Origin of the sequence: Staphylococcus sp. HMSC034C12 (assembly GCF_001835895.1) — a bacterium.
GTDB lineage: Bacteria > Bacillota > Bacilli > Staphylococcales > Staphylococcaceae > Staphylococcus > Staphylococcus hominis.
Genome location: NZ_KV826322.1, coordinates 1 through 13,777, shown reverse-complemented (window position 1 = coordinate 13,777; position 13,777 = coordinate 1). Strand labels below are relative to the sequence as shown.

The 13,777-nt window shown below is 32.9% G+C and carries 12 protein-coding genes and 1 riboswitch; of the genes, 9 read left to right on the top strand and 3 right to left on the bottom strand.

All coding sequences use genetic code 11. From position 1 onward, the window contains the following. From pstC to cvfB, 3 genes are all read right to left on the bottom strand, one after another. The gene (gene pstC / locus HMPREF2629_RS05090; RefSeq protein WP_017174701.1) at positions 1-927 is read right to left on the bottom strand and encodes a phosphate ABC transporter permease subunit PstC; all 927 of its coding nucleotides are present in this window, start codon (positions 925-927) and stop codon (positions 1-3) included. 187 nt (positions 928-1,114) lie between these two features. Beyond that, a complete protein-coding gene (locus HMPREF2629_RS05085) occupies positions 1,115-2,065 on the bottom strand; it encodes a PstS family phosphate ABC transporter substrate-binding protein (protein WP_017174702.1) in 951 nt (316 codons plus the stop codon). 236 nt (positions 2,066-2,301) lie between these two features. Next, positions 2,302-3,198 (bottom strand): RNA-binding virulence regulatory protein CvfB, encoded by an 897-nt coding sequence (gene cvfB, locus HMPREF2629_RS05080; protein ID WP_017174703.1) that lies wholly within the window; start codon positions 3,196-3,198, stop codon positions 2,302-2,304. Between the two features lie 148 nt (positions 3,199-3,346). Between cvfB and HMPREF2629_RS05075 the strand changes: the two genes are divergently transcribed. The 9 genes from HMPREF2629_RS05075 to lysA all read left to right on the top strand — a co-directional run bounded on the left by HMPREF2629_RS05075 (position 3,347) and on the right by lysA (position 13,694). Next, positions 3,347-4,951: an ABC-F family ATP-binding cassette domain-containing protein gene (locus HMPREF2629_RS05075; RefSeq protein ID WP_017174704.1), complete on the top strand. Its 1,605-nt coding sequence runs from the start codon at positions 3,347-3,349 to the stop codon at positions 4,949-4,951. 273 nt (positions 4,952-5,224) lie between these two features. Continuing rightward, positions 5,225-5,400, top strand: a riboswitch (Lysine riboswitch). Positions 5,401-5,477: 77 nt separating this feature from the next. Continuing rightward, positions 5,478-6,683: an aspartate kinase gene (locus HMPREF2629_RS05070; RefSeq protein WP_176746863.1), complete on the top strand. Its 1,206-nt coding sequence runs from the start codon at positions 5,478-5,480 to the stop codon at positions 6,681-6,683. A 59-nt stretch (positions 6,684-6,742) separates the two neighbouring features. Beyond that, a complete protein-coding gene (locus tag HMPREF2629_RS05065) occupies positions 6,743-7,732 on the top strand; it encodes an aspartate-semialdehyde dehydrogenase (RefSeq protein WP_017174705.1) in 990 nt (329 codons plus the stop codon). Between the two features lies 1 nt (position 7,733). Continuing rightward, positions 7,734-8,615 (top strand): 4-hydroxy-tetrahydrodipicolinate synthase, encoded by an 882-nt coding sequence (gene dapA / locus HMPREF2629_RS05060; RefSeq protein WP_048682768.1) that lies wholly within the window; start codon positions 7,734-7,736, stop codon positions 8,613-8,615. 2 nt (positions 8,616-8,617) lie between these two features. Continuing rightward, positions 8,618-9,343, top strand: coding sequence for a 4-hydroxy-tetrahydrodipicolinate reductase (dapB, locus tag HMPREF2629_RS05055; RefSeq protein ID WP_017174707.1), 726 nt, complete (start codon positions 8,618-8,620; stop codon positions 9,341-9,343). Between the two features lie 24 nt (positions 9,344-9,367). After that, complete coding sequence (gene dapD / locus HMPREF2629_RS05050) at positions 9,368-10,087, top strand: 2,3,4,5-tetrahydropyridine-2,6-dicarboxylate N-acetyltransferase (RefSeq protein WP_019835540.1); 720 nt, start codon at positions 9,368-9,370, stop codon at positions 10,085-10,087. Positions 10,088-10,195: 108 nt separating this feature from the next. Further along, positions 10,196-11,347 carry an amidohydrolase gene (locus HMPREF2629_RS05045; RefSeq protein WP_019835541.1) on the top strand — a complete coding sequence of 384 codons (1,152 nt, stop codon included), beginning with the start codon at positions 10,196-10,198 and terminating at the stop codon, positions 11,345-11,347. A 6-nt stretch (positions 11,348-11,353) separates the two neighbouring features. Next, positions 11,354-12,427: an alanine racemase gene (locus tag HMPREF2629_RS05040; RefSeq protein WP_017174710.1), complete on the top strand. Its 1,074-nt coding sequence runs from the start codon at positions 11,354-11,356 to the stop codon at positions 12,425-12,427. 1 nt (position 12,428) lies between these two features. Next, complete coding sequence (lysA, locus tag HMPREF2629_RS05035) at positions 12,429-13,694, top strand: diaminopimelate decarboxylase (RefSeq protein ID WP_070813192.1); 1,266 nt, start codon at positions 12,429-12,431, stop codon at positions 13,692-13,694. Positions 13,695-13,777: the final 83 nt, after the last annotated feature.

Sequence of the window (13,777 nt, the reverse complement as noted above, 5' to 3'; positions counted from 1 at the left end):
TTAATACTCCTCTCTATAACGCTTAGAAATCCAGTATGAAATTAAGTTCATAATTAATGTGAAAATGAATAATGTGAAGCCAACTGCATAAATACTATAGTAAATATCTGAACCGAATGTCGCATCACCTGTAGCAATTTCAACAATATAACCTGTCATTGTTTGAATAGAACTTGTTAATGTTAAAGATGATGTCGGTGAACTACCTGCAGCTAATGATACGATCATTGTTTCACCAATAGCACGAGAAATACCAAGTACAATTGAAGCAATTACACCAGAAGCGGCAGCTGGTAATACGACTTTAGTTGCAACTTCAAATTTAGTTGAACCTAAACCAAAAGCACCTTCACGCATTTTATTAGGTACAGAAGCCATTGCATCTTCACTCATACTTGTAATAATTGGAACAATCATTATTCCAACCACGATACCAGGACTGATAGAGTTAAAACTATCGAGTTGAGGTATAAATGTTCTTAATAAAGGTGTTACAAAAGTTAAAGCAAAGAAACCGAATACGATAGTTGGAATGCCAGCTAAGATTTCAAGAATAGGTTTAATAATACGTCTTGCTTTATCGCTTGCATATTCACTTAAGTAGATTGCAGCGCCTAATCCGATAGGAACAGCTACTAAAGTACCAATGAAAGTAATTTTTAAAGTACCAAGAATTAATGCCCAAATACCATATTTAGGGTCAGAACTTGTAGGATTCCAATCTTTAGTAAAAAGAAACTCAGTAATTGAAACACGTGTAAAGAATGTGATTGTTTCAGTGATTAATGTAAATAATATACCGATAGTTGTTAAAATAGAGATGGCAGCAATAATTCCTAAAATAATTGGCACGATTTTATCAGAAAATCCACCTTTTTTAGCGTTATTTTTAGCTATCATCTCTCTAACATTAGTGTTAGAAGCCATATATAACCCTCTCTTTTTATTTCTCCCAATAGATTTTAAAAAAAGAGCAGGAAATTATCAGGTAACGAATGAGTTCAAATTAATTTAAAACACTTTAACAATCACCCATGTATATATCCTGAACAACTCATGTAAATGAATGTTACATGAGTTGTTAATTCCCAGCCCTTTATATTAATAATGATTATTATTTGTCAGAATCTTTTTTGTATTTATCTAATTCTTTAATTTCATCTTTATAAACTTTGCTTGGTGAAGCAACGTATCCAGCATCTTCAGCTGATTTACCTTTGTCATCTAAAGTGAATTTCAAGAATTCTCTCATAACATCATTATCTTCTAATGATTTTTCTTTAACATATAAGAATAATGGTCTACTTAAAGGATAAGAACCATCTTGGATAGTCTTTTTAGTAGGTTCTACAGATTTACCATCGTCACCTTTAATTTTAACTTCTTTTAATTTATCTTTATTTTGTTTATAGAAGTTATAACCGAAGTAACCAATACTTTCTTTGTTTTTCTCAACTGATTGAACGATAACGTTAGTATCTCCATTTTTTTGAGCTTTGATATCTTGTTTATCCATAACTTCTTCTTCCCAGAAGTCATAAGTACCATGACTTGAGTTTGGAGAGAAAGCTTTGATTTCTTTGTTAGGCCAGCTAGAATCTACATCTTTCCAAGTTTTAGCTTCGCCACTGTAGATTTTTTTCAATTGATCTTTAGATAATTCTTTTACAAAGTCATTATCTTTATTAACAGCAACAGTTACACCATCTTGTGCAATTTTAAATTCTTTATATTTAATGTTTTTGTCTTCTAATTTTTGTTTTTCTTCATCTTTGATAGGTCTAGAAGCTTGTGAGAAGTCAGTTTCACCAGCGATGAATTTTTCAAAACCAGCACCAGTACCTGCTTGACCAGATGAAATAGTTGCGCTTGGATGATCTTTAGACCATTTTTCATTTAATTTTTCAACGATTGGAGCAACAGTAGATGAACCTTCACCTTTTGCAGAACCTTTAAGGTCTTTTCCATCTCCTGAACCACTGCCGCCACTATTTCCACCGCCACATGCGCCTAAAAGAACAGTAGCACCTAAAACAGTTGTACCAACTAATTGCCATTTCTTCATTAAAACATCCTCCTAATTATAGATAACCCAAAATGTTATATGTATTTCTTACAATGCTTATATTACATACCTTTTGTTAATGTAAAATAGAGTAATTGTAAATATTTTGTTAATTTATCAAAAAACTTATGTTTTATATAAATAAAACCCATAAAAAAAAACCATCGAGAGTGTTACCTTTCAATGGTTTTGAACTATCTATATAATATGGAAGAAACTCGATTTTCATGAACTCATTATTCTTGAATAAGACTTTTACCTTTTTTAGTTAATGTGATTTTTCCAGTTTCAATATTTATAATTTTTCTTTTATATAAATGACCAATTGCACGTTTAAATGAACCTTTACTCATGTTAAATACTTCTTTAATTGCTTCCGGACTTGATTTATCCCAAAATGGAAGTTCTCCATCATACTCTACTAACAAATCAAAGATAACTTGACCATCCTCATCTAAACGTTCATGTGCGAGGGGTAAGAATGAACCGTTCAATTCACCTTTTTCATTATGTCCGATAATACGTACTTCTACAGCTTCGCCTAATCTTGGCTCATGTTTACGTTCAGACTCATGTACAAACACTTTGTAACCATCCTCAGTTAATAAAAAAGTCCCGATACGTAATAAACGATATGGTCTTGCTTTTAATACTTGATTTTGCATATCATCATTAGATACAGGTGTAAACATTTTTTCCACAATTGTTTCACTAGCTAAACGTGCGAACATTTGATGATTTCTATCGATTCTTAATGTGACTAATACATAATCTCCTGATTGAGGCCATAACGATTTAACTTTAGGTAAATCTTCCCATGGAATAAGCACCTCTCTTGGTAAACCAACATCTACTCTTGCACCATCTCTATCTGTTTTTAATACTTTTGCAAAATCATATTTATCTTTTGTAATGTCAGGCATATTTTGAGTAGCAAATAATTCACCTGAACGGTTTGGATAAATGAAGAAACTGTATTCTTCTCCAATTTCGAATTCATCTTCCTCATTGATTTCTGACTGATTTAACTTCACTTGTTCACCATTTGGACCTTTTAATAAATAAGTAGAGCCTTCCAATCCAAGAACTTCTAGAAATTCAATTGAACCAACGATATCTTTGTCTAATGCCATAGTTGTCTCCTTTAAGCAGTTTATTTCTAAGTATTATAACATGAGTTTTATAAAGTATCATTGGCATAAATGATATAAGGTCGAATATAGGAACATTATATGATATAATTTTTTGCGTTAGATAAACGATGAATAAAGGAGTAAATGAATGTTACAAGTTACGGATGTAAGTTTACGTTTTGGTGATCGTAAACTATTTGAAGATGTAAATATTAAATTTACTGAAGGTAATTGTTATGGACTTATCGGTGCGAATGGTGCAGGTAAATCTACTTTCTTAAAAATCTTATCTGGAGAAATTGATTCACAAACGGGTCATGTTTCTCTTGGAAAAGATGAACGTTTAGCAGTATTAAAACAAGATCACTTTGCTTATGAAGATGAACGTGTATTAGATGTAGTTATAAAAGGACATGAACGTCTATTTGAAGTGATGAAAGAAAAAGACGAAATTTATATGAAACCTGACTTCAGTGATGAAGATGGCATTCGTGCAGCTGAATTAGAAGGTGAATTTGCTGAAATGAATGGATGGAATGCCGAAGCAGATGCAGCTTCCCTACTATCAGGACTTGGTATTACCCCAGATTTACATGATAAGCAAATGTCAGAGTTAGAAAATAATCAAAAAGTAAAAGTATTATTGGCACAAAGTTTATTTGGAGATCCAGATGTTTTATTACTCGATGAGCCTACCAATGGTCTTGATATTCCTGCCATTAGTTGGTTAGAAGATTTCTTAATTAACTTTGAAAATACTGTCATTGTAGTATCTCATGATCGTCATTTCTTAAATAATGTATGTACACATATTGCAGATTTAGATTTTGGTAAAATCAAAGTCTATGTTGGTAACTATGATTTTTGGTATCAATCAAGTCAACTTGCTCAAAAAATGGCTCAAGAACAAAACAAGAAAAAAGAAGAAAAAATCAAAGAATTACAAGACTTCATTGCTCGTTTCTCTGCGAATGCGTCAAAATCAAAACAAGCAACAAGTCGTAAGAAGCAATTAGAAAAAATTGAACTTGATGATATTCAACCATCTTCAAGACGTTATCCTTATGTGAAATTCACCCCAGAAAGAGAAATTGGTAATGATTTATTAGTAGTTGATGGTATCTCAAAAACAATTGAGGGTGAAAAAGTTTTAGATAATATTTCATTCACTATGAATCCAAATGATAAAGCTATTTTAATTGGCGATAGTGAAATTGCTAAAACTACCCTATTAAAAATACTTGCTGGTGAAATGGAACCAGATGAAGGTTCATTTAAATGGGGAGTGACAACTTCATTAAGCTATTTCCCTAAAGATAATTCTGATTTCTTCGAAGGCGTAGATATGAATTTAGTTGAATGGTTACGTCAATATGCTCCTGAAGATGAACAAACTGAAACATTTTTACGCGGTTTCTTAGGACGTATGCTATTTAGCGGTGAAGAAGTTAAGAAAAAAGCAAGTGTATTATCAGGTGGAGAGAAAGTACGTTGTATGTTAAGTAAAATGATGCTTTCAAGTGCCAATGTTTTACTACTTGATGAGCCAACGAACCATCTTGATTTAGAAAGCATTACAGCTGTTAACGATGGATTAGCTTCATTCAAAGGATCAATTATCTTTACTTCATATGACTTTGAATTTATTAACACAATCGCTAATCGCGTGATTGATTTAAACCAACCAGGTAGTTTATCTAAAGAATTGCCATATGAAGAATATCTAAAAGAAATTGGTGTGTTACAAAATTAAAATAATAGGATTTTAATAAAGCATCTTCTATTTTTAAAATTTAAACTATGCATAACACTGTCGCTAAATAACGAACTTTAGCGACAGTTTTTTTTATAAAATACTATTATTTTCGAATTATTGTTATTATTTATACAAATTACTTATTATTACTATCTCTTTTCTTTAACAGTAATATTACTTCAATAATTTTCAGTTTATTTCAAAAAATCACAATAATCGGTTTACAGTTAAAAGGTGCTTATGTATAATTAAAAACATAGTAATTGAATAAGAAATTGATGAGGCGCATCAATCATTAGTATATATTAGAACACTGTCTGCCACGGCTAATATAGAAAGGGTGCGATGCCGAAACGAATTGCAACCGCAGTAAGCGTTCGTTGGACTTTGTGGTTAAGAGCTGAGAGTTTGTCATTATTATTTAATAATGGAGTGCATCACTTGTATATAAATTACGAGCAAGTTCGCACATTCCGAACTTGCTCTTTTTTATGACGTGTGCCCCTAAATTCTAGGAGGTAAAATCTTGAAACGACGTGTTTTGAAGTTCGGTGGTTCATCTGTCGCCGATTTTACAAAGATAAAAAATATTGCAGAAATGCTTAAACGCCGTGTAGATGACGGTGAACAACTTATTGTTGTCGTAAGTGCTATGGGCAAAACAACAGATCAATTAATGGAAAATGTTTCTCATCTTACAACAACTCCAAAAGATGAAGAACTTGCTCTATTATTAACAACTGGTGAACAACAAACAGTTTCTTATTTGTCGATGGTATTAAATGATATTGGCGTAAGTGCTAGAGCTATGACTGGATATCAAGCAGGTATCAAAACAGTAGGTCATCATTTAAAAAGTCGAATTGCAGAAATTAATCCTGAAACATTTAATAAGGAATTTAAAGACAAGGATGTTTTAGTTGTAGCAGGTTTCCAAGGAGTGAACGACGAATTAGAGTTAACTACACTTGGTCGTGGTGGTTCAGATACGACTGCTGTTGCATTAGCAGCTAGTAATCAAATCCCTTGTGAAATTTACACTGATGTTGATGGCGTTTATGCTACTGATCCAAGAATTTTGAGTGAGGCAAAACGTTTAGATTATGTGTCTTATGAAGAAATGATGGAAATGAGTGCTTTAGGTGCTGGTGTGTTAGAAACAAGAAGTGTAGAACTTGCTAAAAATTATGATATCCCCTTGTATTTAGGTAGAACGTTATCAAATGTGAAAGGAACATGGATTATGCCAAGAACAGAAATATTAGAAAAAAAAGCCGTAACTGGAGTTGCATTAGATATACATATGATGCATGTAACAATTAGTTACCCTCTTCCAGATAATCGCCTTCTAACTCAATTATTTACTGCTTTAGATGAAGGTTCAGTTAATGTGGATATGATTTCTCAAATCGTAAATGTTGAAGGTTTACAACTATCTTTTTCTATTAAAGATAGTGATGTACAACAAATTTCAAGTATCTTAGAGGAACTTTCTACAACATTTGATGCTTTAGATTATAAAATTAATGAAGCTTACGTCAAAATTTCGTTAATTGGTTCAGGAATGCGTGATATGTCTGGTGTAGCTTCAAAAGCATTTATTACGTTAATTAATTCTAATATTCCATTTTATCAAACAACAACTTCTGAAATTAGTATTTCTTATGTTATTGATGCAGAAAATGGAAATAAAGCGGTTGAAGTTCTATACGATGCTTTTGATATTTAAACTTAAGTTAAAATAAGTAATTCAAAATTCAATTAATATTTAAATGGAGTGATTCTTTTATGACAAGATTAGCAGTAGTTGGAGCAACAGGATTAGTCGGAACAAAAATGTTAGAAACAATTGATCGTAAACATATCCAATTTGATGAGTTGGTATTATTCTCATCAGCAAGATCAGCAGGTAAAGAAATTGAGTTTCAAGGGAAAACATATACAGTTCAAGAACTTACAGAAGAAGCAGCAAGTGAAAAATTTGATTACGTGCTAATGAGTGCAGGTGGCGGAACAAGTAAACAATTTGCCCCTATTTTCGAAAAAGCTGGAGCAATTGTTATTGATAATTCAAGTCAATGGCGTATGACAAACGATGTGGATTTAATTGTACCAGAAGTTAACCAACCAGAATTTAAACGTGGTATCATTGCTAATCCTAACTGCTCAACAATTCAGTCGGTCGTGCCACTTAAAGTTTTATACGATGCTTTTGGATTAAAACGTGTAGCTTATACAACATATCAAGCAGTTTCGGGTTCAGGGGTTAAAGGTAAGAGAGACTTAGCTGAAGGTGCGAATGGTAAAGCTCCAGAAGCTTATCCACATCCTATTTATAATAATGTTTTACCACATATTGATGTTTTTTTAGAAGATGGATATACAAAAGAAGAGCAAAAAATGATTGATGAAACACGAAAAATTTTAGGACAACCTGACTTACGTGTGACTGCAACATGTGCACGTGTACCTGTTCAAGATAGTCATAGCGTAGAAATTGATGTTACTCTTGATAAAGAGGCAACAGTTCAAGAAATTAAAGATTTATTTGAAAACGATAATCGTGTTGTTTTAGTAGACAATCCTGAAAATAATGAATATCCTTTAGCTATTAATTCAACAGGTAAAGATGAAGTGTTTGTAGGTAGAATTCGTCGTGATGACTCACTTGATAATACTTTCCATGTTTGGTGTACTTCAGATAACCTACTTAAAGGTGCAGCTTTAAATGCAGTTCAAGTGTTAGAACAAGTCATTAAATTAAAAGGAGCTAGATAATATGGCACATATTTTTGAAGGTGTAGGTGTAGCGCTTGCTACTCCATTTACTAATAATGAAGTTGACTATAAAGCATTAGAACGACATGTTCAATTTTTACTTGATAATAATGTTAAAGCAATTATTGTAAACGGCACTACAGCAGAGAGCCCTACTTTAACAGAAGAAGAGAAAGAAACAGTACTTCAAGCGGTGATTAAACAAGTTAATCATCAAGTGGCTATTATCGCTGGAACTGGTACAAATAATACAGCTAAATCTATTCAAGCTTCATTACGTGCTAAAGAATTAGGTGTAGATGGTATTATGTTAATCACACCTTACTATAATAAAACGAATCAACGTGGCTTAATTAAACATTTTGAAACCATCGCGAATGAAGTTAAGTTACCTGTTGTTTTATATAATGTACCTTCAAGAACGAATATGACAATTGATCCTGAAACAGTCGAAACATTAAGTCATAATGATTACATTGTAGCTATTAAAGATGCTACAAATGACTTTAACTATTACGAAGAAGTGAAAAAACGTATTCATCAAGATGAATTTGCTTTTTACAGTGGTAATGATGATAATGTCGTAGAATTCTATAATCGTGGAGGTAATGGCGTAATTTCTGTCATTGCTAACGTTATTCCGAAAGAATTTCAAGCACTTTATGATGCTAAACAAAATGGGAAAGAAATTGAGAAAGACTTTGAACCGATAGGTCAATTGTTAGATGCACTTTCAGTTGATGTCAACCCTATTCCAATTAAAGCTCTAACAAGTCATTTAGGATTTGGAAATTATGAATTAAGATTACCTTTATTACCACTAGAGAAAGAAAAAGCAAATGTATTAGTGAATGCTTATAAAGCATTTAAAACGGAGGAATAAAAATGAAAATTTTACTCATTGGATATGGCACAATGAATCAACGCGTTGCCAGATTAGCAGAAGAAAAAGGTCATGAGATTGTTGGTACAATTGAGCCAGAAGAACATCAACATTCACCATATAAAGCTTATCATCATATTGCAGACGCACAAAATGAAGCCGATGTAGCGATCGACTTCTCTAATCCTAATCTATTATTACCTTTATTAGATGAAGAGTTTGAATTACCTTTAGTGATTGCTACTACTGGTGAAAAAGAAAAACTGATTCAAAAATTAGAACAATTAAGCGAACGTATGCCTGTTTTCTTCAGTGCAAATATGAGTTATGGCGTCCATGCATTAACTAAAATTCTAGAAGCAGCTGTTCCCCTTTTACAAGATTATGATATTGAGTTAACTGAAGCTCATCATAATAAAAAAGTGGATGCGCCAAGTGGCACACTCGTCAAACTTTATGATGTTATTAAAGAATTACGTGAAAATGTAACGCCTGTTTACGATCGACATGAGCGAACTGAAAAACGTGAAAAAGATGAAGTCGGTATTCATTCAGTTCGTGGCGGTACAATTGTAGGCGAACATGATGTTTTATTTGCTGGCACAGATGAAACAATTACCATTTCTCATAAAGCGCAATCTAAGGACATTTTTGCAAATGGCGCAATTACAGCTGCTGAAAAATTAAACACAAAATCAAATGGTTTCTATACATTTGACAACTTATAAAATAACTTAAGGAGACTCTAAACTATGGTACAACACTTATCTGCACAAGAAATTATTCAATATATTAGTGATGCTAAAAAATCAACACCATTAAAAGTATACGTAAATGGACAATTCAATGACGTCACTTTTCCTAATACATTTAAAGTATTCGGATCTGATGATTCAAAAGTAATATTTTGTGAAGCGGATGATTGGAAAACATTTTATGAAACCAATCAATCATATATTACTGACTTAGAAATTGAAATGGACCGTCGTAATTCTGCTATTCCTTTAAAAGACTTAACTAATACAAATGCACGTATTGAACCAGGTTCATTCATTCGTGAACAAGCTATTATCGAAGACGGTGCCGTTGTGATGATGGGAGCAACAATCAATATTGGCGCTGTTGTAGGTGAAGGTACTATGATTGATATGAATGCAACATTAGGTGGTCGTGCGACAACAGGTAAAAATGTTCATGTAGGTGCCGGTGCAGTATTAGCGGGCGTTATTGAGCCACCTAGTGCTTCTCCAGTAGTAATCGAAGATAATGTATTAATTGGCGCAAACGCAGTTATTCTAGAAGGTGTAAGAGTTGGCGAAGGCGCTATTGTAGCTGCTGGTGCTATCGTGACTCAAGATGTTCCTGCTGGTGCGGTTGTAGCTGGTACACCTGCTAAAGTCATTAAACAAACATCTGAAGTTCAAGACTCTAAACGAGAAATCGTTGCAGCGTTAAGAAAATTAAATGATTAATGACAAACTTGAATAATTGAATGCTAAAGGCTGGGACAACATGTTCTCAGCCTTTACGATTAAATGAATACATAAGTTGAATAATAAATGAATAAAGGATTGATTAAGATGAGCGAATTAGAATTTGTCACACAACATAGAAGACATTTACATCAACATCCAGAATTAAGTCTTCATGAATTTGAGACAACTCAATATATTACTCGATTTTTAGATGAATTAAATGTATCTTACGAGCAACCTCTTGAAACGGGTGCTATTGCATATTTAGAAGGTAATAGTGACCATACAATTGCATTTCGGGCAGACATTGATGCCCTACCCATTTTTGAAGAAAATAATGTCGATTATCGTAGTCAAACAGATAATGTGATGCATGCTTGTGGTCACGATGGTCATACAACAGCATTGATGTTATTTGTTAAACGATGTAAGGCGATGGCTGATCAACATCAATTACCTCATAATGTCGTGTTTATCTTCCAACCAGCTGAAGAAACAGGCGGTGGCGCAAATCGCTTAATTAAAGCCGGTGCTTTTAATCAATATCCTATTGAAGCAGTATTTGGCATTCATGTAAATCCTTTCGCTGACGAAGGACAAGTCGTGATACGCGATGAAGAAATTACAGCAAGTGCCACTGAATATCGTTTTTTCTTAAAAGGATTATCTAGTCATGTAGCTGATAAAGAGCAAGGTCATTCATGTGGCGAAGCACTGATTCATGTTTTAAATCAAGTTGGTCAAATACAGCAATATCATTTAAATGGACTAAAACGTAATATTGTTCATATGGGCCACTTTAATGCAGGTGAAGCAATTAATACGGTTCCTAGTAATGGTTATTTAGAAGGAACTATTCGTACTTATGATGCCACTGATTTAAATATCGTGAAAAATCAAATGAATAAAATTGCAAAAAGTGTGAAATTATTATTCAATGTTGATTGTGAAGTCAAATTTGAAGAAGGATATCCTGCTACAATGAATAGTCCTAAACTACGTCATATCGTTGAACAATCTATTCTATCTGCTAATTTAAAAGTTATTGAAAAGCCTCTGCCATTTTTATTCGGCGAAGACTTTAGTTTTTATGGCCAACAATTAGCACCGTCTTACTTTGCTTTTGTAGGAACTCGAAATGAAGATAAAGGCTTTATCACAGGCTTACATACATCGCATTTAAATTTTGACGAAAAAGTGCTTATTGATGTTGCCAATTACTATGAACAAATATTGAACCATTATGGAAAGGAGTAAATTAAATTGACAGCAGTTTGGTCAGTTGATTCAAAAATCTTTTTAAGAAATGCAACTAAAGTAAAGAATAATCAATCAATAATGGCAGTTGTAAAAAATAATGCTTATCATTATGGATTAGAGTTTGCAGTAAGAACATTTTTAGAAGCAGGTATCCATACATTTAGTACGACTTCCTTAAAAGAAGCAGTGAGAGTTCGTAAACTTGCACCTCATGCTACAATTTTTTTAATGAATGCAGTTTATGACTTTGATACAGTTCGAAATAATAATATTCAAATGACGCTTCCCTCTTTAGAATATTATTATCAGTACAAAAGTGAATTAAAAGATATTAATGTTCACTTAGAATTTGAAAATTTACTCCATCGTTCAGGTTTCAAAAATCTTGATGAAATTAAAGAAGTACTTCATCATCATGAAAATGATAATGGAAGTGAAATGAATATCGTTGGCCTATGGACGCATTTTGGATATGCAGATGAATTTGATGTTCCAGAATATGGGATTGAACGTGAAGCATGGTTAAACGTAGTTAATACATTATTAAATGAAGGATACCAATTTGAACTTATCCATGCGCAAAATAGTGCGAGTTATTATCGTGAAGGACAACAACTTCTTCCCTATCATACACATGCACGTGTAGGTATCGCTTTATATGGTTCAAGACCATATAGCAAATTAGATGAACATGAGATTGAACAAGCCTTAACCGTAAAAGGAAATGTAATTCAAGTTCGTGAAGTAAATAAAGGTGATTATTGTGGTTATAGTTTTGCATTTGAAGCAACGCATGATCATACACATCTTGCAGTTGTTGATATTGGCTATGGTGATGGTATTTTAAAAAAACGTGCAACACACGAAGCATTAATTAATGGCAAACGTTACCCTATTCGAGCATTAATGATGAGTCATATGTTTGTTGAAGTCGATGATGATGTTCATGCACAAGATGAAGTGATACTATATAATAATGATATACGCATTGATGAATACACATTCAAAGGTGTTGGCGCTAATTCAGAACAACTTAGTGCGATGAATCACGATTCTCTTATAAAGGAGTTTAGATAAAATGTCAGTTAAATATAATGATTACGGTGAATTAACAATGGCGGGTACAAGTTTAAAAACACTAGCTCAAAGTTTTGGTACGCCTACCATTGTTTATGATGAAGATGAAATTCGCAATCAAATGCGTCGATTTCATAATGCTTTTCAAAAAAGTGGATTAAAATACAATATTTCATATGCTTCTAAAGCCTTTACTTGCATTCAAATGGTAAAGTTAGTTCAAGAAGAAAACTTACAATTAGATGTCGTATCTAAAGGCGAACTTTATACAGCATTAGAGGCTAAATTTGACCCTAGTCGCATCCACTTCCATGGCAATAATAAAACGAAACGTGAAATACAATATGCTTTAGAAAGTGGCGTTGGCTACTTTGTTATTGATTCTTTAAAAGAAATTGAATTAATCGATCGCTATGCAACTGATAGAGTTAATGTTGTCATTCGTGTGAATCCTGGCGTAGAGGCGCATACCCATGAATTTATTCAAACTGGTCAAGAAGATAGTAAATTTGGTCTTTCAATTCGCCATGGTCTTGCAATTCAAGCAGTTGAAAAAGTCAAATCATCAAAACACCTTCATTTAAAAGGAATACATTTCCATGTAGGATCACAAATTGAGGGTACTGAAGCTATGATTGAAACAGCTAAAATTGTTTTAAATTGGCTTAACGAGCATCATATCCAAGTTGAATTACTTAACTTAGGTGGCGGTTTTGGTATTAAATATGTCGAAGGTGATGTAAGCTTCCCAATTGAAGAAGGTATTGCTGAAATTACAGATGCGATTAAATCTGAATCAGAAAAATTAAACTATGACGTTCCTGAAATTGGTATTGAACCAGGACGTTCAATTGTTGGCGAAGCGGGTATTACGTTATATGAAGTTGGAACAATTAAAGACATTCCTGAAGTAAATAAATATGTTTCTATTGATGGTGGTATGAGTGATCATATTAGAACTGCTTTATATGGAGCCAAATATCAAGCATTACTTGTAAATCGTCATGAGAAGGCAGACGAAACGGTAACTATTGCCGGAAAATTATGTGAATCTGGAGATATTATTATCCGAGATGCTATGTTACCTTCTTCTGTAAAACGTGGAGATTATTTAGCCATTTTATCTACTGGCGCATACCATTACTCTATGGCATCTAATTATAATCAAATGCAAAAACCACCTGTTTTCTTCTTAAAAGATGGAAAAGCACGTGAAGTTATCAAACGTCAATCATTACGTCAATTAATAATTAATGATACAAAATAAAATAACGAGAAAGTTTATATTTACCCGTTCAAGTTGCACCATAATAAAGAGAGGCTGGGACATAAAGTATCTGGATAAGTGAA

Bases quoted from the DNA above. Each gene is read 5' to 3' on its own strand.
- pstC (WP_017174701.1), bottom strand. From the start codon at position 927: ATGGCTTCTAACACTAATGTTAGAGAGATGATAGCTAAAAATAACGCT.
- HMPREF2629_RS05085 (WP_017174702.1), bottom strand. From the start codon at position 2,065: ATGAAGAAATGGCAATTAGTTGGTACAACTGTTTTAGGTGCTACTGTT.
- cvfB (WP_017174703.1), bottom strand. From the start codon at position 3,198: ATGGCATTAGACAAAGATATCGTTGGTTCAATTGAATTTCTAGAAGTT.
- HMPREF2629_RS05075 (WP_017174704.1), top strand. From the start codon at position 3,347: ATGTTACAAGTTACGGATGTAAGTTTACGTTTTGGTGATCGTAAACTA.
- HMPREF2629_RS05065 (WP_017174705.1), top strand. From the start codon at position 6,743: ATGACAAGATTAGCAGTAGTTGGAGCAACAGGATTAGTCGGAACAAAA.
- dapA (WP_048682768.1), top strand. From the start codon at position 7,734: ATGGCACATATTTTTGAAGGTGTAGGTGTAGCGCTTGCTACTCCATTT.
- dapB (WP_017174707.1), top strand. From the start codon at position 8,618: ATGAAAATTTTACTCATTGGATATGGCACAATGAATCAACGCGTTGCC.
- dapD (WP_019835540.1), top strand. From the start codon at position 9,368: ATGGTACAACACTTATCTGCACAAGAAATTATTCAATATATTAGTGAT.
- HMPREF2629_RS05045 (WP_019835541.1), top strand. From the start codon at position 10,196: ATGAGCGAATTAGAATTTGTCACACAACATAGAAGACATTTACATCAA.
- lysA (WP_070813192.1), top strand. From the start codon at position 12,429: ATGTCAGTTAAATATAATGATTACGGTGAATTAACAATGGCGGGTACA.